The organism is Natrinema versiforme JCM 10478, from assembly GCF_000337195.1.
In the GTDB taxonomy this organism is placed as follows: Archaea; Halobacteriota; Halobacteria; order Halobacteriales; family Natrialbaceae; genus Natrinema; species Natrinema versiforme.
This window is the reverse complement of record NZ_AOID01000019.1, coordinates 14,963-32,040: the sequence shown is the minus strand read 5'-3', so window position 1 is coordinate 32,040 and position 17,078 is coordinate 14,963. Positions and strand designations below refer to the sequence as shown.

Annotated in this window: 24 protein-coding genes and 1 pseudogene; 10 read left to right on the top strand and 15 right to left on the bottom strand. The window is 59.2% G+C overall.

What is annotated here, in order from left to right:
* Positions 1 to 43: 43 nt before the first annotated feature.
* From C489_RS05745 to C489_RS05720, 6 genes are read right to left on the bottom strand one after another with little or no spacing between them, the layout of a single operon-like run.
* On the bottom strand, positions 44 to 907 hold the full coding sequence (locus tag C489_RS05745; RefSeq protein WP_006430229.1) for a hypothetical protein: 864 nt from the start codon (positions 905 to 907) through the stop codon (positions 44 to 46).
* Complete coding sequence (locus tag C489_RS05740) at positions 907 to 1,266, bottom strand: DUF5658 family protein (RefSeq protein WP_006430228.1); 360 nt, start codon at positions 1,264 to 1,266, stop codon at positions 907 to 909. The genes C489_RS05745 and C489_RS05740 overlap by 1 nt, the downstream gene beginning before the upstream one ends.
* Positions 1,263 to 1,601: a hypothetical protein gene (locus C489_RS05735; RefSeq protein ID WP_006430227.1), complete on the bottom strand. Its 339-nt coding sequence runs from the start codon at positions 1,599 to 1,601 to the stop codon at positions 1,263 to 1,265. Before C489_RS05735 ends, C489_RS05740 begins: the two co-directional genes overlap by 4 nt.
* A complete protein-coding gene (locus C489_RS05730) occupies positions 1,598 to 2,032 on the bottom strand; it encodes a hypothetical protein (RefSeq protein ID WP_006430226.1) in 435 nt (144 codons plus the stop codon). The genes C489_RS05735 and C489_RS05730 overlap by 4 nt, the downstream gene beginning before the upstream one ends.
* Positions 2,032 to 2,298: a helix-turn-helix domain-containing protein gene (locus C489_RS05725; RefSeq protein ID WP_006430225.1), complete on the bottom strand. Its 267-nt coding sequence runs from the start codon at positions 2,296 to 2,298 to the stop codon at positions 2,032 to 2,034. Before C489_RS05725 ends, C489_RS05730 begins: the two co-directional genes overlap by 1 nt.
* Positions 2,299 to 2,607 carry a hypothetical protein gene (locus C489_RS05720; RefSeq protein ID WP_006430224.1) on the bottom strand — a complete coding sequence of 103 codons (309 nt, stop codon included), beginning with the start codon at positions 2,605 to 2,607 and terminating at the stop codon, positions 2,299 to 2,301.
* Positions 2,608 to 3,006: 399 nt separating this feature from the next.
* On the opposite strand from C489_RS05720, the gene C489_RS05715 reads away from it, so the two are divergent.
* On the top strand, positions 3,007 to 3,243 hold the full coding sequence (locus C489_RS05715; protein WP_006430223.1) for a winged helix-turn-helix domain-containing protein: 237 nt from the start codon (positions 3,007 to 3,009) through the stop codon (positions 3,241 to 3,243).
* Between the two features lie 687 nt (positions 3,244 to 3,930).
* Here C489_RS05715 and C489_RS05710 read toward each other — a convergent pair.
* From C489_RS05710 to C489_RS05695, 4 genes are all read right to left on the bottom strand, one after another.
* Positions 3,931 to 4,923: a hypothetical protein gene (locus C489_RS05710; protein WP_006430222.1), complete on the bottom strand. Its 993-nt coding sequence runs from the start codon at positions 4,921 to 4,923 to the stop codon at positions 3,931 to 3,933.
* A 110-nt stretch (positions 4,924 to 5,033) separates the two neighbouring features.
* Positions 5,034 to 5,345 (bottom strand): hypothetical protein, encoded by a 312-nt coding sequence (locus C489_RS05705; RefSeq protein WP_006430221.1) that lies wholly within the window; start codon positions 5,343 to 5,345, stop codon positions 5,034 to 5,036.
* Positions 5,346 to 5,347: 2 nt separating this feature from the next.
* On the bottom strand, positions 5,348 to 6,559 hold the full coding sequence (locus C489_RS05700) for a hypothetical protein (RefSeq protein ID WP_006430220.1): 1,212 nt from the start codon (positions 6,557 to 6,559) through the stop codon (positions 5,348 to 5,350).
* Between the two features lie 365 nt (positions 6,560 to 6,924).
* A complete protein-coding gene (locus tag C489_RS05695) occupies positions 6,925 to 7,194 on the bottom strand; it encodes a hypothetical protein (RefSeq protein WP_006430219.1) in 270 nt (89 codons plus the stop codon).
* Between the two features lie 315 nt (positions 7,195 to 7,509).
* Here C489_RS05695 and C489_RS05690 point away from each other — a divergent pair, with 315 nt between their 5' ends.
* Both C489_RS05690 and C489_RS05685 read left to right on the top strand, forming a co-directional pair.
* Positions 7,510 to 7,827 carry a hypothetical protein gene (locus C489_RS05690; protein WP_006430218.1) on the top strand — a complete coding sequence of 106 codons (318 nt, stop codon included), beginning with the start codon at positions 7,510 to 7,512 and terminating at the stop codon, positions 7,825 to 7,827.
* Between the two features lie 220 nt (positions 7,828 to 8,047).
* Positions 8,048 to 8,362, top strand: a complete 315-nt coding sequence (locus C489_RS05685; protein ID WP_006430217.1) for a hypothetical protein — start codon at positions 8,048 to 8,050, stop codon at positions 8,360 to 8,362.
* Here the strand turns inward: C489_RS05685 and C489_RS05680 are convergent.
* Positions 8,345 to 8,623, bottom strand: coding sequence for a hypothetical protein (locus tag C489_RS05680; protein ID WP_152423111.1), 279 nt, complete (start codon positions 8,621 to 8,623; stop codon positions 8,345 to 8,347). The genes C489_RS05685 and C489_RS05680 overlap by 18 nt on opposite strands.
* Before the next feature lie 159 nt (positions 8,624 to 8,782).
* Here C489_RS05680 and C489_RS05675 point away from each other — a divergent pair, with 159 nt between their 5' ends.
* Entirely contained in the window at positions 8,783 to 9,178 is a 396-nt protein-coding gene (locus C489_RS05675) for a hypothetical protein (protein ID WP_006430215.1), read from the top strand.
* A gap of 50 nt (positions 9,179 to 9,228) precedes the next feature.
* Positions 9,229 to 9,516: a PadR family transcriptional regulator gene (locus C489_RS05670; protein WP_006430214.1), complete on the top strand. Its 288-nt coding sequence runs from the start codon at positions 9,229 to 9,231 to the stop codon at positions 9,514 to 9,516.
* 39 nt (positions 9,517 to 9,555) lie between these two features.
* On the opposite strand, the gene C489_RS05665 is transcribed toward C489_RS05670, so the two are convergent.
* A complete protein-coding gene (locus C489_RS05665) occupies positions 9,556 to 10,605 on the bottom strand; it encodes a Cdc6/Cdc18 family protein (RefSeq protein ID WP_006430213.1) in 1,050 nt (349 codons plus the stop codon).
* A gap of 415 nt (positions 10,606 to 11,020) precedes the next feature.
* On the opposite strand from C489_RS05665, the gene C489_RS05660 reads away from it, so the two are divergent.
* Entirely contained in the window at positions 11,021 to 12,046 is a 1,026-nt protein-coding gene (locus tag C489_RS05660; protein ID WP_006430212.1) for a homing endonuclease associated repeat-containing protein, read from the top strand.
* Positions 12,047 to 12,068: 22 nt separating this feature from the next.
* On the opposite strand, the gene C489_RS05655 is transcribed toward C489_RS05660, so the two are convergent.
* Positions 12,069 to 12,446: a hypothetical protein gene (locus tag C489_RS05655; protein WP_006430211.1), complete on the bottom strand. Its 378-nt coding sequence runs from the start codon at positions 12,444 to 12,446 to the stop codon at positions 12,069 to 12,071.
* Positions 12,447 to 12,556: 110 nt separating this feature from the next.
* On the opposite strand from C489_RS05655, the gene C489_RS05650 reads away from it, so the two are divergent.
* Positions 12,557 to 12,748 carry a hypothetical protein gene (locus C489_RS05650; protein ID WP_152423110.1) on the top strand — a complete coding sequence of 64 codons (192 nt, stop codon included), beginning with the start codon at positions 12,557 to 12,559 and terminating at the stop codon, positions 12,746 to 12,748.
* A gap of 126 nt (positions 12,749 to 12,874) precedes the next feature.
* On the opposite strand, the gene C489_RS05645 is transcribed toward C489_RS05650, so the two are convergent.
* The gene (locus C489_RS05645; RefSeq protein ID WP_006430209.1) at positions 12,875 to 13,597 is read right to left on the bottom strand and encodes a COG1361 family protein; all 723 of its coding nucleotides are present in this window, start codon (positions 13,595 to 13,597) and stop codon (positions 12,875 to 12,877) included.
* 377 nt (positions 13,598 to 13,974) lie between these two features.
* Between C489_RS05645 and C489_RS05640 the strand changes: the two genes are divergently transcribed.
* Positions 13,975 to 14,481: a hypothetical protein gene (locus C489_RS05640; RefSeq protein ID WP_006430208.1), complete on the top strand. Its 507-nt coding sequence runs from the start codon at positions 13,975 to 13,977 to the stop codon at positions 14,479 to 14,481.
* A gap of 380 nt (positions 14,482 to 14,861) precedes the next feature.
* Here C489_RS05640 and C489_RS05635 read toward each other — a convergent pair whose 3' ends face one another.
* Positions 14,862 to 15,062, bottom strand: a complete 201-nt coding sequence (locus C489_RS05635; protein WP_006430207.1) for a hypothetical protein — start codon at positions 15,060 to 15,062, stop codon at positions 14,862 to 14,864.
* A 322-nt stretch (positions 15,063 to 15,384) separates the two neighbouring features.
* On the opposite strand from C489_RS05635, the gene C489_RS05630 reads away from it, so the two are divergent.
* Positions 15,385 to 16,026 (top strand): hypothetical protein, encoded by a 642-nt coding sequence (locus C489_RS05630; RefSeq protein WP_006430206.1) that lies wholly within the window; start codon positions 15,385 to 15,387, stop codon positions 16,024 to 16,026.
* A 9-nt stretch (positions 16,027 to 16,035) separates the two neighbouring features.
* A pseudogene (locus C489_RS23015) lies at positions 16,036 to 17,070 on the top strand (outer membrane protein assembly factor BamB family protein); the annotation flags it as partial.
* Positions 17,071 to 17,078: the final 8 nt, after the last annotated feature.

Below are 17,078 nucleotides of genomic sequence, written 5' to 3'. Positions count from 1 at the left end.
CGGGCGGCTTGAGTGGACAGCGTGGGGAGTCGGGTGAGGCGGATCATTGGGTGTCCTCCATTGCGTCGAGCGTCGTCTGCGTTGGTCCAGTCTCTACCTCCCCGACCCAGAGGTCGTCGGCGGGATGGAGCGGCGGGAGATCGCCGTCCTTGGTCTCGCAGTGCGGGGAGAGTCGCGCGATCACGCTCTCGACATTCGAACAGATCCACTGCCGGAGCACGTCGTCGAACTCGTGTGTGTACCAGCCCTCAACGTCCGACGGGTCGAAGCGGTGGGCGCACATCGCGAGCGCAGCGAGGTCGCCAGTGGTGACTCGTCGGGCGTTCTTGACGGCGATCGGCTTCCGCGTGTTGCCCACCTCGAGACGAGCCTGTTCGGTCTCGGTCCAGACGGTGCCGCCGTCCGTGACGAGTCGGTCGAAATCGCCCAGCGAAACCTGTCCGCTGGCCTGTTCCGCGGCGCTGTCACGGTAGGCGTCGGTCGGGACGGGCGACAGTTCCGCCCAGAAATAGTCCCACCACGTTGCCGGGTTCGCGTCGATAGCGCCCGGTGCGTCGGCGAACGGCTTGTGCAGGACACCGAGCCGAGCGTCCGCCAGCGCTGCGTCGATCTGCGTGTCGATGTTGTCAACCGCTCGCTGTTGTGCGATTTCTCTTTTTAGCGCAGAGTGCGTGTCGGAATTAGGAGTACCGCCGTCACATCGAACTTCCCGGTCGTCGTCCTCGCCGTCGGTCTCCTCGAGCGTCTCGTCGTCGGCTTCGGCGAGTTGGGAAGCCACCACATCGGCGTGACTGTCGTCGTCTGTCGTCTCGCCGTCCCGGAGGTCGACCGTCCTGTACTTGTCCTCTAAACGCTCGGGACAGTGCTCGCGCGTGTGGCCGTCGTCGCGGTCACAATACGAGCACATCACGCGACCACCCCGATTTCAGCGAGGAGCCGCAGATTCCACAGCGCCGCGCCGAGCCAAACCGCCGCGATAAGCCCGGGCGCGATAAGCCCCCACGTCGGCCGATCGACCCACCGGAGCAACGCATGTCCGGCCAGCCCGACCCCGACGGCCGCGCCTTTCAGGGCGACGAATCCGAGCGCGCCGTACTCGAGGGCGGCCCGGCCCGACGGGTTCGATTCGCTCAGCCCGTTTGCGAGGCCGACCTGCGTGGTGAGTGCGTCGAGGGCGATCGCGACGGCGACCAGCGCCCAGAGTGCGTGCTCGAGGGTTGGTTGTGGGATGGGGATCTCGAGGGTGATGGTTCGGGGTTCGGTCATTGACTCGAGTCACCCGATTCGTCAGTGTCCGTGAGTGGTGGGTGATCGCCGGCGTTATCCAGTTCTTTTGTCCTCGAGTCCCAAGCGTCACGGAAAGTTCGCTCTATCTCCCCAAACTCGTGGAAGATGGCTTCTTCAACTTCGCGTCGTTCGACCGGGTCGTTTAGGTTTGGATCTTCAAGAGTTCGTAGCAGTTCGCGGAGGTCCTGAACCGCGATATTCCAGTGTGCAATATCCCCACGGGCGAAAATTCGGTCGTGGGAATCGAGGTCTTCGTAATCCCCCGGAGCCTTGTAGTCTTCTTCGCCGGCGCTGGATTCAGCGTCGTCCGTCATGCTATCACCGCCCCGCAGCGACCGCAGCAGTCTCCATGGTCGAAAGTTACCACCGATTCCTCGCAGTCGCATTCGGGGTATGCCCAGACGGTCACGTCGCGCCGGCGTTCGTCTCGGTTGCGGTTGATAATCGCAGCCTCCCCGGCGGCCTCATGTCGCGTCTCGAAACTCTCCGCGTGGTCGATGGCGTAGTGCCACTCGACTTTTCCGTCGCAGTCGGTCTCAGGGCTCGTTCCGCCGTCGGCCATCGTGACCGGTTTCTCCGCGACGGTCTCGAAGTTCGCCGTCTGGAGCGAGTGGGTCGTCTCCGATCTGACGTGCGTCCAGACGCGCTCGCAGGACAGACACATGACGTTGTACTGGTCTTGCTGTTGGAGTTCGCCCTCGCAGTTCTCCCGCGGGCAGTCCTCGTGGTCCCAACAGTACGGCATTATTCGGCACCTCCGTCGGCCGGCTCGCACGGGAGGAAACTTTTCTTCGGGCCAGTGTCCGTGAATCCCCAGACCACTTCGGCCGCGCTCTCCTCGACGAGCGATTCCAATGCTCGCAGCACGGTCGCTCTGTGATAGCCGCATTCGGTCGCGAGTCGTTTGGGGACGACGCCGCCCTCGGAGATCGTTTCGCCGTCGTCGGCCAGCGTCGCAAGCGACTCGAGAATCTGGTCCGTATCGACTGCGACATGGCGTCCGCGGGACATCTACACGTCACCTCCAGCCGTCGCCGGGTCGGCGCTCGTATCGGTTGCGGTCAGCTCGCGCTCGCGAGCATTGAGGTGGGCCATGATCTCGGTGCGGCCCCAGTGTTTGGCTTCGATCCGCTGCCAGTGTTTGAGTAACTCGCGGTCGTCGATCGCTTTGATACGCGCGTGGGCGAGTGCGAGCGGATGGTCGTCGTGCTCGTCGTTTTCGTCGACGGCGAGGTACCGAGCGGGATCTTCCCCAAACTCGGCTTTGACCTCGGGGTAGGCCGGCCGGTCGGTCTCGGCGGCCGCGTAGGGCGTGCTCATTGGCGAACGGCCTCCTCTAACGAGAGCAGTGCGTTGTACTCGCGATCGTAGGATGGTTCGGCCGCAAGCGCGATGCCGTCGGACGACTGTCGGTCGCGTGGCTGACGTGCGGTTTGAGAACTGTTCTCTGTACTCGATCCGGTCCGACTAGATTTAAGTCGGTTACGCTGTAACGTGGGCATGCTTCGTGGGATTGCTCTGTGATTAGTCGTCGCACGAAGCACTCGCAGTGCAGTCGCAGTGTGTGGCAGCACACTGCTTTCGCGACGGTTCTACGCTGAGATTCGCCGCGTAGCGAGATGCTTCGGTAGTTATTACATTCAACTGGATTGACTTAGTTCTTGCCATGCATGACTGTCATGCGTGGGTTTTTGGTGCCTCAGTGCGTGCGTACAGATAATGAGTGATCGGTCTCGAGACGACGAGACACAGCGTTTCAACGACGAATACACCGACGACGACTTTCTGAATGCGGTCCGGGAGTGTCCGGTCGCATCAACAACGGAGATCGCCGAAAGACTCGGTTGTAACCAGAGTACAGCGTATCGTCGGCTGACCAAGCTCGAGGACGACGATGAAGTGATGTCTGAATCGTTGAGCGCAAATGCGAGAGTCTGGTACGTGGCCGACGAGTGAAGAACCTCTCTAGTTCTCGATGTACGTACGCATCTTTCGGGGAATAATTTTTTCTTGCTCTCAGACCCTCCGAGAGTGTGCGGCGGGGTGAGAGGACGGCGAGAGGGGCCGAAAGGAGAGGATAAAGAGGACAGCCCTCGAGACGGCAGGGAAAGATAGATTCCACGGTGGGGTAGACCGAGACAGACTCACCACGATCCTCCCGGAAACTAAAGATATACCATAGTGTAGCACATTGAGTTTCTACCGAAACTCTTTTAACCTGTAGTATCCTACTAGACCGCAGTAGACCTTTTGAGGCAAGGTGAAGGGGAACGTAGCCGCAGCCGGTCTCGTTAGCTTCTCTCTGTCCTGTTTTGCAGTTCTTCGCTTTTCGCGTCCCAGAAACGTTCTTCCGACGGTCTTGGTTTCGTTGAACCCCTCCTACACGCTCGGACGGTCTCGGAGCAAAAAAAAATTATTTCGTACGGGCCCGTACGTTCGATCTTTTGTCAGTCTAAAATCGCCACCCGGTAGCCGTCCTCTCTACTTCTCGAGGAAAAAAGTCGCGGCATCCCTTGCCGGTACGGCTTCTCACCGAGAAATTTTTTCGCGGATCTCTCTGGGTTCTGATACAGTCGCCACCTGTAGCTGGTCTACTCGAGACGATCAACAAAAGACACCGTCGGCCGCGGCGATCGCGATGAACTACTCGTGGTTCAAGACAATCCGGCCAACGCCTTCCATAAGGGTCGCGTCACAGTACCGACAGTGGTGTTTCTCACCGTTCACTAAATCCTTAGAGTGGCCCCAATGGTGTGAGTGGTCGTCTGGGGGATCTCCATATTCCTCTATCTCTTCGAACTCAATTGGACGTTCAATAGAGGCTGTGTTTGCGGCCAAGACCCTCTCTGCGCGCACACGGTGGCTATAGTTCGATGAGGGGCGCAACTCTTCTCTATATGAATCGTAGATGCATAGCCGTAGCTCTAACCCACAACGGAGGCATACACTCCCCTCTGGTGCCGGGACGAACTCATGCGAACACTCGGGCACTGGGTTTACCGTTGTGTAGGCTTTCTCTTCACCCTCTGTTACCGACAGTGGTTCGGGCGCATCCAGACGCGGCGGCTCGGATCGGTACACCGAAAACGCCGATCGGCGACCCTCGTTGAACGCCTCTTCCATTCGCTCGAGGTCGAACCGATCGTTCTCAAAGTCGTCCTCGGTCGCCCAGTAGACACTGTACCCTTCTTGGAGGTAGTCGTGTGTCGTTCCGCGGATGTCCTTACTGACGTTCAAGTGCTGCACTTCGACGATAATTCCGTTGCCGTAGAACCGGTTTCGCTCGTTGAACTCGAGCAGCGCGTCAGCTCGTCGTTCGTCAGTTTCCGTTTCCGTCCTGGTCACGTCGATCGGCACCTCGGGCGCGCACACGTGATAGTTGTCGTATCGCTGCCGAAGCGCAGAGACGGCCCACGATTTCCATTTCAGGTGAGTGGCCGACTCCCCGGGACTGCCGTCGCGACAGCCAGCGCCGCCCTGGTCGTTCTCGACGTGATAGAAGTGCCGCGCCGTCCCGTCCTCAAACGGGCCGCGTGCTCGCATCCGCTCGAGACAGGCCCGACACCACACATCTTCGCCGTCTTCGACCTGTTCGGGAATTACACTCTCGCCGTCTCGAGAGGCGATAAATGGCATCGGGCTACGCACCTCTCGAGAAAAAGAATTCAGATACGTACGTACCTTTCGGGGATATTTTTTGAATCGATATAGCAACAGCTACGGAGTGGGCTGGCACCGACATGCCGTCACTCCGCGGATTCCCGCTGGTCGTCGGTACTGTCTATGATCCCAAGCGCCTCCGCTTCTTGCTCGGCATCGAACTCGATTTTCGTCTCGTTGCTGAGGGGGTCGGTGTCCCGAACCGGGACCGCGCCGTCGACGGCCCGGACGATATCACTGACCGAATCCTCTCCGTCGGGCACATCGAACAGCGACGAGTCGGGCTCGTGGATCGGCGAGTAGTCCTCGAAGGGGCTCAGGTCGACCTCGTCTTCGGACTCGTCGTCCGCTTCGGGGACGGCAAACAGTACCGAGTCGGAATCGATTTTCTCGGTCATGGTCACAGATTCTCTCCAATGACCGTGAACCGTTCTCCGAGCGGCATCTGGCCGTCGGCGTTTTCGCGTGTCCCGAAGTCGATCGTGGCCGTCTCGGTTTCGTCAAGATCGAGCCGGTAGCCGTCGTCAAGGTCGGCGTACTCGTTGATAACGACGTATCGGGCGTGCTCGGATGCGTTCGTGTAGTCGTCTTTCGCACCGCGCATTACCGAGACGAGGTAGCTGGCGGCGTCGTCGTAGTGCTCTTCGGGGTAGTCGAGTTTCTCCTCGAGTATGTCGCCGAACTGGCCGTGTGCGAGGACTCCCGAGAGCTTCGCGATCGCGACGCGGTACTGTCGCAGCGCCTCGAGCCAGTCGTCGTAGTCCTCGAATTCCATCCGACCGACCTCGAGATTCCGAGTCTCTTCGAGCCATGTTTCGAGATCGGGTGCGGTATTCGAATGCAACTCGTCGATGAGGTCTTCGACGTAGCTGGGGAGTTGGTCTTTGAGCGTTTGTTCCGAGGCGTAGTAGGTCTCGACCGTGATGTTCGGGTGATCCTCCAGGTGCCCGATAATCTGAGGCTTGTACTGGTTGATCTTGTACTCGAGCCCGCTTTCGTAGTCCGCGCGCGTGACCTTGTGACCGAGGTAATCCTCGATGCGCTGTTCGATTAGGGGGCCGGCGATTACGTCCTGCTCGTGGCGCAGGATGCCGGTGATAATCTTCGCACACACCTCGTGGTTGTTTTTCAAGGACTCCGGTTCGACGCGGTCGGGGTGGATCTCGAAACCGACGGTGCTCTCTTCGCCGTCCTCGTCGCCCTCGTCGGGGTCCCAGTGACGCTCGACCGCCTCTTTCAGTTCGTCCCACGACAGCGCCGGGCCGGCTTTTGCCAGCCCGGTCGGCGTCTGCGTTGGGGTGTGACTGGCCGGCGAGACCGCAGCGCCGAGCCCGCCATCCGCGGCGGGGACACTCGGCGTTTGCTCGCCGTCCATCTTGAACTTGTCTTCGACTTCGCCGGGATCGACCTCGCCGCTGACGATCGCCCCGATGTCCATGTCGTGGCGGTCGAACGCGTCGGGGTGTACGTCGCCGAAGTTCTCTTCCCAGCTCTCTTCGATCCACTGCCTCATGAGCGCCGACTGGTTACAGTCGTGTGCCTCTGCAAGCTTCTCGAGTTTGCTCTTCTCGGTGTCGTTTAGTTTCGTTGTCTGTTTGGTATCTCTCGTCATGCGCGACCACCTCCGATGGCCGCACGACTAGCATCGAGAGGACCGAAGACGGATTCCCTGTCCCGGCACTGGCGAGCCTCGCCAGTACTCGAGGGGAAAGCTATAAGGCCGAATCCGCCCAACAAGATGGATGTACTAGGTCCGTCTCCTTGGGGGGTGCGGCCCCCTTCGACCTCACGATCTGTTAGCCGTGCATGTCGGGTTTCTTGTTGTCGGTTCGCCTTAAAACTAGGCGCACTGTCTGACGATCGGGTGGGATTGCTCTGTGATTGTCTCATTGGATTTCGTAGCCGTGGGTTTACTGCGCTCCGACCGGCTAGCCTGTGGCAGCAGGCCTCGCTCGGAGGAATCGATACTATCGTCGTTCATCGCCCGAGCACGACCTCTTTGATACCGTATTCGTCGCGGAGTGCCGCCTCGAGCCAGTCGGGCACGCGATCGGGCATTTCGTCGCGCCCGATCACGCCGGTCAGCACACAGCGGCTCCCCTCGCCCTCAATGATGAACGTCTCGTCGCGACGGTCGACCTCGAGCCCGCCGCGGGTCGGTCGCACGTCGATGGTCGTCCCATCGGGTACGTCCGCGCCGATGGTCGCGAGTTCGATCGTCGTCGTGTCGTCGGTTGTGATTGCCATAGTCGGTGATTCGTTGGACGCCCCCATGAAAGCCGCGCGCGGCTGTCCGATGTGTCCGATGTGACTGCCGGGAGTACGCTTTTGGTCGCGCGCGGTGTTTTTCCTCATGGTTGGCATAGCGATTGTCACCGGTGCCGCCCGGACGGCGTGGTCTCAGCACGCCCGTCCCCTCGTTTTAGGAACAGGTTATCCGCCGTGAGCGACTCCATTAGTGACATCCTAGTCCATTATGCCGCCTGTACTTAGTCTTTGTCACCCGAACGCACTTCGATTGTGATGCGAACAAATTTCTATCCAGAGGAAACATTGGGTGTTATGAGCGACCGCCCAAATCCCGAGGACATGTACCGGGAGGTGGACTGGATGAAGCCATCCGACTATCCACTCCTTCAAGAGTTGGATAAGTACGACGGATGGCACACACCCAAGAACCTCTCGCTAAACCTCCCGAACACGCGGAATTGGCTCGGACAGCGGTGTCGGAAACTCGAGGAACACGACCTCGTTGAACGCCATGAGGGCGAGCCGGGCTACCGAATAACCGACCGCGGGCGAGCGTTTCTTGCAGGTGAGCTCGATCCCGCCGATCTCCAAGAGTCCGACGACACCGACGACGACGAAACCGACGCCTAACTGACCCGCGCGAACGATTCTCCTCTCGTATGCTGCCCTTCGGACAGCGGTATTGTCCACCTACCATGTCGATCTCCCCAGATCGAACCCCCTGTCACCGACCCGCACTTGCTACTCGGTACGTCTCACTATGCCTATATAAAATCTAGCGTTTCCCTAGTACCGGCTCACTACCAGCAAAAAACGCACGCTTATAGGAACAGCATACAATCGGTCGGTTGTGACCGATCGCGTCGCACCGACCGACCTCCGACTGCCCGCGGATATGTTGATTCTCTATTACTGCTACGTCAACGGGCAAGGAATGCCGGGCGCGATCGCGGCAACCATCGAGCGCAACCCGGATTATATCGCGACTCGCACTCGCTCGCTCCTCGAGACCCCGCTGCTTGAGCGCGTGGTCGGCGAGACGGGGCCGGTAACCCTGACCGAGGCCGGCGTCGACTTTGTCGCCGAGCACGAATCCGATTCGATTCTCCCGCGCGATCGGGAGCCGATCGACGCTGCGACCGACTACTCAGTCACTTGGCGCTGAGGCCAGCGGACAGTCCGAACACCGAAACTGCGGCGTGGGCTCGCCACCGTCGACGACGCGGTCCAGGTCTCGCTGGAGCGCGACCGTCGAGGGGTACTTATCGGGTCGAATCGAGGCGACCCACTCACCGTCTCGGAAGAGCCGCCACGGTTGGGGCTCGGCCGACCACTCGAGTTTCTCGAGCCGAAGCCCCCGATACGAAACTTCCGCACCCGGCTGAAAGCAGCCCTCGTAAACCTCCCGGACAGTTCCGGTTGTCAAATTATCACTCTGACCACTCATATTATCGGCTACTCTGTCAGACACCAAAAATGACCGGTGTGAGTGCGGTATTTGCGTATATCTATTAATACCGATACTGTCAAATAAGAAAACAGCAAGAACAAAAGCCACAACCACTTCGACGCCGAACGCCATGGTATGGGCAACTCAGAGGGCGATGGCCCCGACCAGAGAGATATCGTCTCTGACAGCCGGAATATCTCGCTCGCGCGTGACCCACAGCTCGGCCGCGACCTCGTCGCCCAATTCGACCACGTCGATTCCGAGCAAGAGGCGATCAAACAGGCAATGCGCGAGCGGGTTGATTGGGGTCGGCGCGGCATCACGCCGCCGGAACTCCTCGAGACGATCCAGACGTTTCTGGAGGCGACTTCGGGCCAGTTCCACGGCGAGACCAACGGCGACGGGGTTGTCATGGTCCGCTGTGATGTGACCGGTTCGGAGTTCGAACTGCGGGAAGTTGACGACCAGGATCTGGGCGAAACGGTCGATGTCCAGGTCTCGTTCGGAACCGAAGACGAGTCCGAGGACTAACACCCGGCTGTCCGCGATACTCTTATCCGGTGATAGGCCAACGACCAGATATGTACGATTTAACAGGCTTCCAGCGCGACCTCTTGTACACGATCGCCGGCCAGGACAAGCCCCACGGCCTCGCGATCAAAGACGAACTCGACCAGTACTACGAGAAAGAGATCCACCACGGGCGGCTGTATCCGAATCTCGATACGCTCGTCGACAAAGGATTAGTCGAGAAAGGCACCGCCGACCGGCGAACCAACTTCTATACGCTCACGCCCCGCGGGCGGCGGGAGATCGAAGCCCGCCGGGAGTGGGAAAATCAGTACGCCGGGGACCTACTCGAAGCGTAGCGACACATCGGACAGGGGAACCCCGAACTTCGGACAAACTCAGGCCAGCCCGTCGGGGTACAACTCGTCGGTCGCAGCCTCGTATCGCCGCGCACTATTCTTCCCGCCGTAATCGACGAGATGGTAGTAGCTCATCTTTTTCAGCTCGCGTTTCGCGGTTTTCCGACTCGCCGGATTGTCGTCGGGCGAGCGCTCACGGAACCCATCGTAGACTTCGCCGATCGACATTGGCCCGCCGTTTTCGACCAGGATCTCGTAGAGAATCCGCTGGTCGCGGGTCAACTTCGAGAACGTCTTTGCGATCAATTCCTGTTCGGTCTCGGGGACAACCCCGCGGACCACCGCGGGCGTCACGGCATCCATCCCGCGGGTCTTCGCTTTGTGGACACTCTTTCGGAGATTGTCGATCGCCCGTCGCGCGTCGCATTTGGAGACCGACGCCAGTAATTCGACGATCGCGTCGGGGACCACGCCGTCGGCGACGCCGTGGCTGATTCGCCCCTCGAGAATCGCTTGCAACTGCGCTTCGCTGTAGGCGTCGAACTCGATATCCCGATAGCCCTCGAGCCGGGATTCGACGCTCATATCGAGCGCACGCAGGAACGGCCGATATTCGTTGACGATGCAGAACAACGTCACCGCCGGAATTTGGTGTAACGCCTTCAACACGCCGCCGTCGGCGATCTGGTCCGCTTCATCCAAAACCACGAGATACGGACCGTCGAGTGCGTCGCGGAGGTCCTCGAGTAGCGTGTACGTCGGCGTGTTCGACGGCCTTCGCCCTTGCCCGAGCCCGGCGAGCAGGCGCTGTAAAATCCCGTGTTCGGAGCTATGATCCCAACAGTCGATATGCGTCGTCGCGATCCCGGCCGGTCCCGCGCCGCTTGCGATCAACTGCGAAATGATGTATTTGGTTGCGTGAGTCTTGCCCGCGCCCGACGGCCCGTACAGGACCGCGCCGGTGGCGTGGTGACCGGTCGTAATCGGCTCGAGGCTCTGCCGAAGTTCGGTGAGTTCGTTTTCCCGCACGTACATCTCCGCGGGCGGGCTCGTGGTTTGCAGCGCCTCGTAGTTCGTGATGTACTCCATTGTGTGGGGTGTCACACGCCAGTATAAAAGAGACTCTGGGCGGGTGTCCGATGAGGGATGTATCTATCACGGACTGAACCTATCCCCGACAGGGGGTCATGACGACGAACATATCTGAAATCAAACGAAGCGATCATAGTCATACTTGCGACGGTTATCGCTTCTCTGGCCCGAAATCAACAGGTAACGAAACCACTAAGTAACTACACAGACATATACAAAATAGGGAATCACGACTCTCTTGAGGGGTTCTGTTGCGGTAGAATCCCTGCCCGTTGGAGCGGGCAGAGTCGGGTTCCCGATTGAGGCTCGCAGAACCCATGCGACGTTATCCAGCAACCGGTGTTAAGTCCACCGGCACGACCGTAGTTAGTACTGACGACGACCACGCGCCGACCACTGGTGGGTGTGCGTAATGCCCGCGAAGATCACGCGCGCCGATTTGGTGGCCGAACTCGAGCGACTTGCGGCCGATCTCGACAAGACGCCGACGACGACCGATGTGCGCGAGCACGCGGAGTATTCCTACCAACCGTATAGCAACGAATTCGACAGTTTCGACGACGCACTCGCCGCAGCTAACCTCGAGCGCGAACCGCGCCAACAGGGGCCGTCGCGCGATGAACTACTCGAGGCGATTCGGGAGTTGGCCGCCGAAATCGACGGCACACCGACGAAAGTCGATATGAACGACCGTGGTCGGTTCTCGACACAGCCGTACTACAACAAGTTCGACGGATGGAACGACGCCGTCGAACGCGCCGATCTCGAGCCGAACCACCGCGAAGATATTGCCGACGACGAGCTGTTACAGTCGCTTCGGGATGCGGCCGACGAGTTGGGGCGGGACCCGCTGGCAGAGGAGATATCAGAACTAACTGGCCATGCACACACGACCTACGTCCGGCGCTTCGGGTCGTGGCTCGAGGCGCGAGAGCAGGCTGGTCTGTCCGGTACGCAACAGTCCTACGGCCGGCGCGTTGATCGGGACGACCTACTGGACGACCTCGAGCGGCTTGGTGAGATATTCGGCCGCGCGCCGACGAAACCAGAACTCGAGGAATACGGCCGCCACTCGCCGACGCCGTACTACCGGGAGTTCGACACACTGCGAAACGCACTCGAGACGGCCGGCTTCGAACTCGATACGCCGGACCGAACGTGGCCCAACGACTATCCGTCTGACTGGTTGGACCGCGCGGATCGGGTGCGCGATCGTGACGGAAACGAGTGTGTGGTCTGTGGGATGGGCAGCGACGAGCACGAATCGGAGTACGGACAACAGCTACACGTCCATCACGTCGCGACCGACGACGGCGACCCCGACGACCTCGAGAATCTGGTTACGCTGTGCAAAAGCTGTCATTCAAAGTGGGATCGCGTGAAAGCCGACCCACGAGACGCCGACAACACCGACGATACCCCGGCCAGCGCAGATTAGCCACGAAAACCACTCTTTTTCTTTAGAACGCCGGTACACCGGGAAATCCAACAGACAGATTCCAGGTTGTGACTACACCGCCGACCAGCACAAGCCCGATCGGTACGCCGACCCGCCAGTCCGGCGGCACTACGCGAGACAGGCCGTAGAACGCGACCAACGCGACGACTTTCAACGGGACGACCGCCCACACGCCGAGGCATCCGATGACGGCTGCTACCAGTGGATTACCTTCGACCAGCGGCGTCGTCGCGACGAGATACACTGTCGTTGCCGCGTCACCGATGCCGTAGGTCAGGATTGCAAGTGCCCAGCAGACGGTCGGCCAGTGGACCGCCGTCACGAATCGCCGCTCGAGACCGAAACCCGCGGCTATGGGGGCTGAGAGGGCCTGTTTCATTACATCACAGGCTACGACGAACCGATCCTAGAATGTTTCCCCGACAGACGCCCGCTCGCCCGGACCGGTGCGCTTTTGCCGCCGCCACGACAGCCTCGTCCTGTGGCTTCTTGCCACCGGGCGTACAGGCGTACTACGTCTGTGACATAAGCAGTGCCGCGGAGGTGTTCGACATTACTCCGCATGTAAAAGCGGCATTCGCGACCGGCGGTGTCACCCTGCTAGTACAGGGCCACGCACTAGGGTACGTCTTGCTCACCGTCGCGATCGCCGCACCGACCGAGGTACCGGGCGATAACTAACTGGCCGCTCCGACGGCCAGTCCCGTTTTATCGCGAGTGTAGGCAGTGTGTGTTGGGTGGCATACGCCTACGGGTACCAGTTTGGGACCAACTCAAAAAAGTGTTCGCATCCGACCGATATGGTGGCTATAGCTCCCGATACAGTTTCAGCACGCCGTAGAAGCCGCCGAACAGCACGCCATTCGCAATCAACGAGACAAGCCCGACGATCCCAACGATGACGGCCCATGTACCACCAAACAGGAACCCGCCGCTAAACATCCCGAACGATCCGATAAGCACCGATACGATCGCTGGTTTCATTCCCCGATCGCTCCCGTCGCCGACGTACTCTTTGAACGTGCGTGCGATCTCGATTACAATTCCACCGAAAAAGAAAATCACGCCGAGTCCTAACAGCGGCACACCGATGAGCTTCCCGACCGGTCCGAGAAACCCGTCCATGATACTATTTTCCGAGCCCGACCCAACACTGTCGGACTCTGTCACCTGCAACTGGCCCGCTTCCGTATCTTCGACTGTGATTGTGTAGGTGCCGGGCTCGAGCGAATCGGTGTCGTAGACTGTTGTCGTTCTAGTAGCCCGTTCTCCTGTGGATTCCGACAGTAATGTCGTATCTAGTTCGGCCCCGTTCGCTTTGATCGATACTTCATGTGTTGTGGTCGATGGGTCTGTACTGGTAAACTCAATCGTCACAGAAAGCGAATCGCCCTGCTCAATCGAGGGCTCGCCGACTGTCGCATCGTGTATCCGAATGCCATTCTGTTGACCCGCGACGACTCCGCCACCGACCGCGACGGCTGTGAGTGATGCAACTAACACGACCGCGGTGAGTGTACCCCAGCGCATTGATGCCTATTCCGTCACACCGGAATCGGATAAACCTCTAGCATATCATGAATATACGCCGCTGTGTGGCGGTTCATGGAATGTCGTTCCCGTGGACGCACTCCGATATCGATCTGTTCTGGCGCTAGCTCTGGCCCGGCAGTCGCCCGTACTCGAGTCGGCGGCATTTCGCTCTGAAAATAACCTACTGTATCTGGTAGTTCGGCACGGAAAACGGCACCCGGTGGCTGTTTCAAATACAGTAACGAATATGGAACTATTCCCTTAACTATAAGTGGTCGGCTAGCTAGGACTCTAGTGTCCGAGGTTACGCCAGCGCGAGAATCTGGCCGGGTGGTCCTAAGCACCCGACCTCGGCTTCGGAGGTTACAGAAGCCATGTCTACCAAATCGCCAGCCCGTAAAAAGGCTACCGACGACAGTACCGACGACAACCCACTGCGACGCGACCGCTCCTATCACGCGGTCCCGGCCGACTGGCTGCGACTCGGCCGCGACGAACACGACCTCGAAGGCTACGAGCGATTCTACGCCGCCAAACTCTGTTACGAATACGTCCTCGAGCGCGACCCGTCCGCGGTCGGCGGCCACGCCGAACGTACTCGGCTGCACGTCCTCTACCGCAAGCCGGGGACGACCGAGGCCGTCGAACGGACCTACGAGGCGTCGGTCGTCGAGACCACCGCCGACGCGCTCGTGGTCAACACCTCCGCCGTCGACGGCGAGATCGGCCCACATGACTGGGGCAGAATCGAATACGCGGCGGTGTCGCCGGCCCCGAACACGACTGTCATTCCGGCGGTCGTCTTCGAGGGCGAGCCGCTGAATTTCAAGGCTAGCGTGGCTGTCCGCTCGGACGAACCACGAATCGGAGAGGACCGATGAACCTCACAATCGAGGAGGCACTGGTCACGGGCCTCCCGATCGGCCCGGGACAGGTTGCACACTGCGACTGCTGTAATGTGTGCATCCGACCAGGACATCGCGTCGAGGTTCTACTCACGATTACGGGAACCCATATCTCGCCGGCCACGACTCGGTGCCGGTCGTGTGCCCGCGGCGAGTTGCAGCCCGAAACCACGCGATCGTGCCTGCTGGTTCGCGGTCGTGCGAACGACGCGAACAGCGAGTCGGGACGCTCGCAGTTGGTCCTATCTGGGGCTGAGGTAATCGACCGAACGGAATAGCGACCGACCGAATCCTTTTCCTATTTGCCGGCGTAGCCACTATCTGTACCCCGAATCCTGCCACGGCCTTCGGGGCTCTTACTCCGATTCGTTTTCGTCGGCGTCGAAGTCGAGTTCGATCTTTGAGGCGTTATTCACAAGCCAGACCGCTTTCCGAACCCGGCTTGCATCATTGAATTCACTGGTAATCCGCTCCTCGAGATCGTCCAACTCGGACTGTTGCATTTTGACCGTTACCGACTTCGGCTCGTCTTCGTCGCCGACGGGCTCGTCGCCCATATCTTGCCACTCACAGTGCCGGGTCAAAAACTCTAGTCGTTCGTGGTTGTCACGCGGAGCCTTGGCTAACAAATTGTAGCCTGTTCCTGAATTGGTTAGCCTGTCTGAAACAGTTGTAAGCGGTACCTTCTTTATGTTTGGTGTAATTGTGTGTAGTATCTGCGTGCGTCGGGGCGGCCCCTAACGGGGATGGGGTATCTGCCACGGGGTAGATATCAACCCAACGGGCTCGCTGAGTCTCCGAGGGAATACGGTCGCGGCGACCGACCGATCCCGGCGCTCGATCTCGCAGCCGTTTCTGCCGCTATAAGTCCACACAACCATGAGTTCCAACAGTAACAACACCGTCGCGCTCGGCTCGCGAGTGAACATCTTCGACAGTCAGACCGGCGAGTTCGATTCAGACCGCGATCCGAAAGACGAGACGAAACCGACCCACGACGAGGAGAGTACCAACGAGCCCGATATCCCGTCGGTCGACGACATGCTCGGCCGCGGCGATACCCATGCCCAAGTGCAGGGCGTCAACCGGGATGCGTGGGTCGCGGGATCGATCCTTCGGAGCTATGGCAACCCGCCGATTTTCTGCCCGGAGTGTTGGTACGAACTCGGCGCAGAATCAGTTCTATCCGATGCCGAACACTACGTGCCGCGGGTCGAAGTCGACCACGACTTCGATACCGGATCACTCGCACACTCCCTCGAGATATCGAAAAACGACCACCGCCGCCACCGCCACTGTCCCGAGTGCGGAGCGGTTTCGTTCGGTGGCGTACTCGGCGATCGGGACGCCGAGACCTTCCGAGATATTTTGGACTACGTTTTCGACGCCGTCGACGAGCTGGTGCTGAGTCGCCGCGATCGGCTGGCCGGTAGCGCCCTCGAGCGGAAATCCGAGGGCATGTCGGACGAATCGAATATGGAGCAACTGGTCCGCGAACTTCGGACCAACGAATTGGAGTGACCACATACGATGCCATCCCGAAAGCCCTCCTCGAGCGACGCCGATAGTCGCTGGTCTCGGCTGACCAGTGTGATCAACGTATCCATGCCGTCTATTAGCCACGGACAGATCCGAACGATTTCGCTGGTAGCAGTCCTCTGCTTGTCTCTAGTCACATCACCAATACTGCTTACGAGCGGGGAGAATGGCGTTGTCTCCGCATCCAACCATGTCGATGTGGGTGATCTAGTGTATACTAGCGGAGATGGTGTTGTCGTTGCACAAAATCAGGATACAGGCGAGGAAATATGGCGATTCAACAGTCTTAGTACGTACAGCCACGATACGACACTTGATTCGCAGAACGAAATCGTATACGTGACTGGCGAGAACGCTGTTGTCGGAATCGATGCTGTGTCCGGGGAGGAAGTTTACCGCTCAGACCCAACTCCGGCCAGCCCGACAAGCCTTGAGCTATCTGACAATTCAGGAACTATCTATGTCGGCGACCGCTACGGGAACCTATCTAAACTTGACGCTGAAACAGGATCAACAACCCTCCTCCACGAAAACACAATCGGATTTGAGTCCACAGACACAGACGTTGCAGGAGATGGTACGGTTGTATATTCGGCAGGAGATACCTTTGTTTATGGCGTTGATCCAGAGACTGGGGATCGAAAATGGGAATATGACTTTGTAGACTCTGTCGAAAGCCTCGAATTGGACCGCGAATTAGGCGTTCTGCATGTTGGTGGTGGTGAGTCTTCTGGCGGGCATTCCGATTCGGTTCGAACAATCAGCATTGATGACCAGAGCCAAGTATCATCGATTAGCGACTACAGTGGCGCTCGAGCCCGTGATTTAGCTAAGTCGCCTGTTGATAACAATCTCAATATTGCATTTGACGATATCAATAGTGCAGTCTCTTACGACCGCGACTCGGAGACGGAGGACTGGCAATACTCCAATGATGTACAGATGAACGCAATTACCTCATCTACGGATGGCTCGACTGTGTTTGCTGGTGATGCGAACGGAAATGTATACAAAATTGATTCTGGAAGCGGTTC

What these genes read in the sequence shown, in the direction of transcription:
- C489_RS05745 (WP_006430229.1), bottom strand. Translation starts at nt 907, where the DNA reads ATGTGCTCGTATTGTGACCGCGACGACGGCCACACGCGCGAGCACTGT.
- C489_RS05740 (WP_006430228.1), bottom strand. Translation starts at nt 1,266, where the DNA reads ATGACCGAACCCCGAACCATCACCCTCGAGATCCCCATCCCACAACCA.
- C489_RS05735 (WP_006430227.1), bottom strand. Translation starts at nt 1,601, where the DNA reads ATGACGGACGACGCTGAATCCAGCGCCGGCGAAGAAGACTACAAGGCT.
- C489_RS05730 (WP_006430226.1), bottom strand. Translation starts at nt 2,032, where the DNA reads ATGCCGTACTGTTGGGACCACGAGGACTGCCCGCGGGAGAACTGCGAG.
- C489_RS05725 (WP_006430225.1), bottom strand. Translation starts at nt 2,298, where the DNA reads ATGTCCCGCGGACGCCATGTCGCAGTCGATACGGACCAGATTCTCGAG.
- C489_RS05720 (WP_006430224.1), bottom strand. Translation starts at nt 2,607, where the DNA reads ATGAGCACGCCCTACGCGGCCGCCGAGACCGACCGGCCGGCCTACCCC.
- C489_RS05715 (WP_006430223.1), top strand. Translation starts at nt 3,007, where the DNA reads ATGAGTGATCGGTCTCGAGACGACGAGACACAGCGTTTCAACGACGAA.
- C489_RS05710 (WP_006430222.1), bottom strand. Translation starts at nt 4,923, where the DNA reads ATGCCATTTATCGCCTCTCGAGACGGCGAGAGTGTAATTCCCGAACAG.
- C489_RS05705 (WP_006430221.1), bottom strand. Translation starts at nt 5,345, where the DNA reads ATGACCGAGAAAATCGATTCCGACTCGGTACTGTTTGCCGTCCCCGAA.
- C489_RS05700 (WP_006430220.1), bottom strand. Translation starts at nt 6,559, where the DNA reads ATGACGAGAGATACCAAACAGACAACGAAACTAAACGACACCGAGAAG.
- C489_RS05695 (WP_006430219.1), bottom strand. Translation starts at nt 7,194, where the DNA reads ATGGCAATCACAACCGACGACACGACGACGATCGAACTCGCGACCATC.
- C489_RS05690 (WP_006430218.1), top strand. Translation starts at nt 7,510, where the DNA reads ATGAGCGACCGCCCAAATCCCGAGGACATGTACCGGGAGGTGGACTGG.
- C489_RS05675 (WP_006430215.1), top strand. Translation starts at nt 8,783, where the DNA reads ATGGGCAACTCAGAGGGCGATGGCCCCGACCAGAGAGATATCGTCTCT.
- C489_RS05670 (WP_006430214.1), top strand. Translation starts at nt 9,229, where the DNA reads ATGTACGATTTAACAGGCTTCCAGCGCGACCTCTTGTACACGATCGCC.
- C489_RS05665 (WP_006430213.1), bottom strand. Translation starts at nt 10,605, where the DNA reads ATGGAGTACATCACGAACTACGAGGCGCTGCAAACCACGAGCCCGCCC.
- C489_RS05660 (WP_006430212.1), top strand. Translation starts at nt 11,021, where the DNA reads ATGCCCGCGAAGATCACGCGCGCCGATTTGGTGGCCGAACTCGAGCGA.
- C489_RS05655 (WP_006430211.1), bottom strand. Translation starts at nt 12,446, where the DNA reads ATGAAACAGGCCCTCTCAGCCCCCATAGCCGCGGGTTTCGGTCTCGAG.
- C489_RS05645 (WP_006430209.1), bottom strand. Translation starts at nt 13,597, where the DNA reads ATGCGCTGGGGTACACTCACCGCGGTCGTGTTAGTTGCATCACTCACA.
- C489_RS05640 (WP_006430208.1), top strand. Translation starts at nt 13,975, where the DNA reads ATGTCTACCAAATCGCCAGCCCGTAAAAAGGCTACCGACGACAGTACC.
- C489_RS05635 (WP_006430207.1), bottom strand. Translation starts at nt 15,062, where the DNA reads ATGGGCGACGAGCCCGTCGGCGACGAAGACGAGCCGAAGTCGGTAACG.
- C489_RS05630 (WP_006430206.1), top strand. Translation starts at nt 15,385, where the DNA reads ATGAGTTCCAACAGTAACAACACCGTCGCGCTCGGCTCGCGAGTGAAC.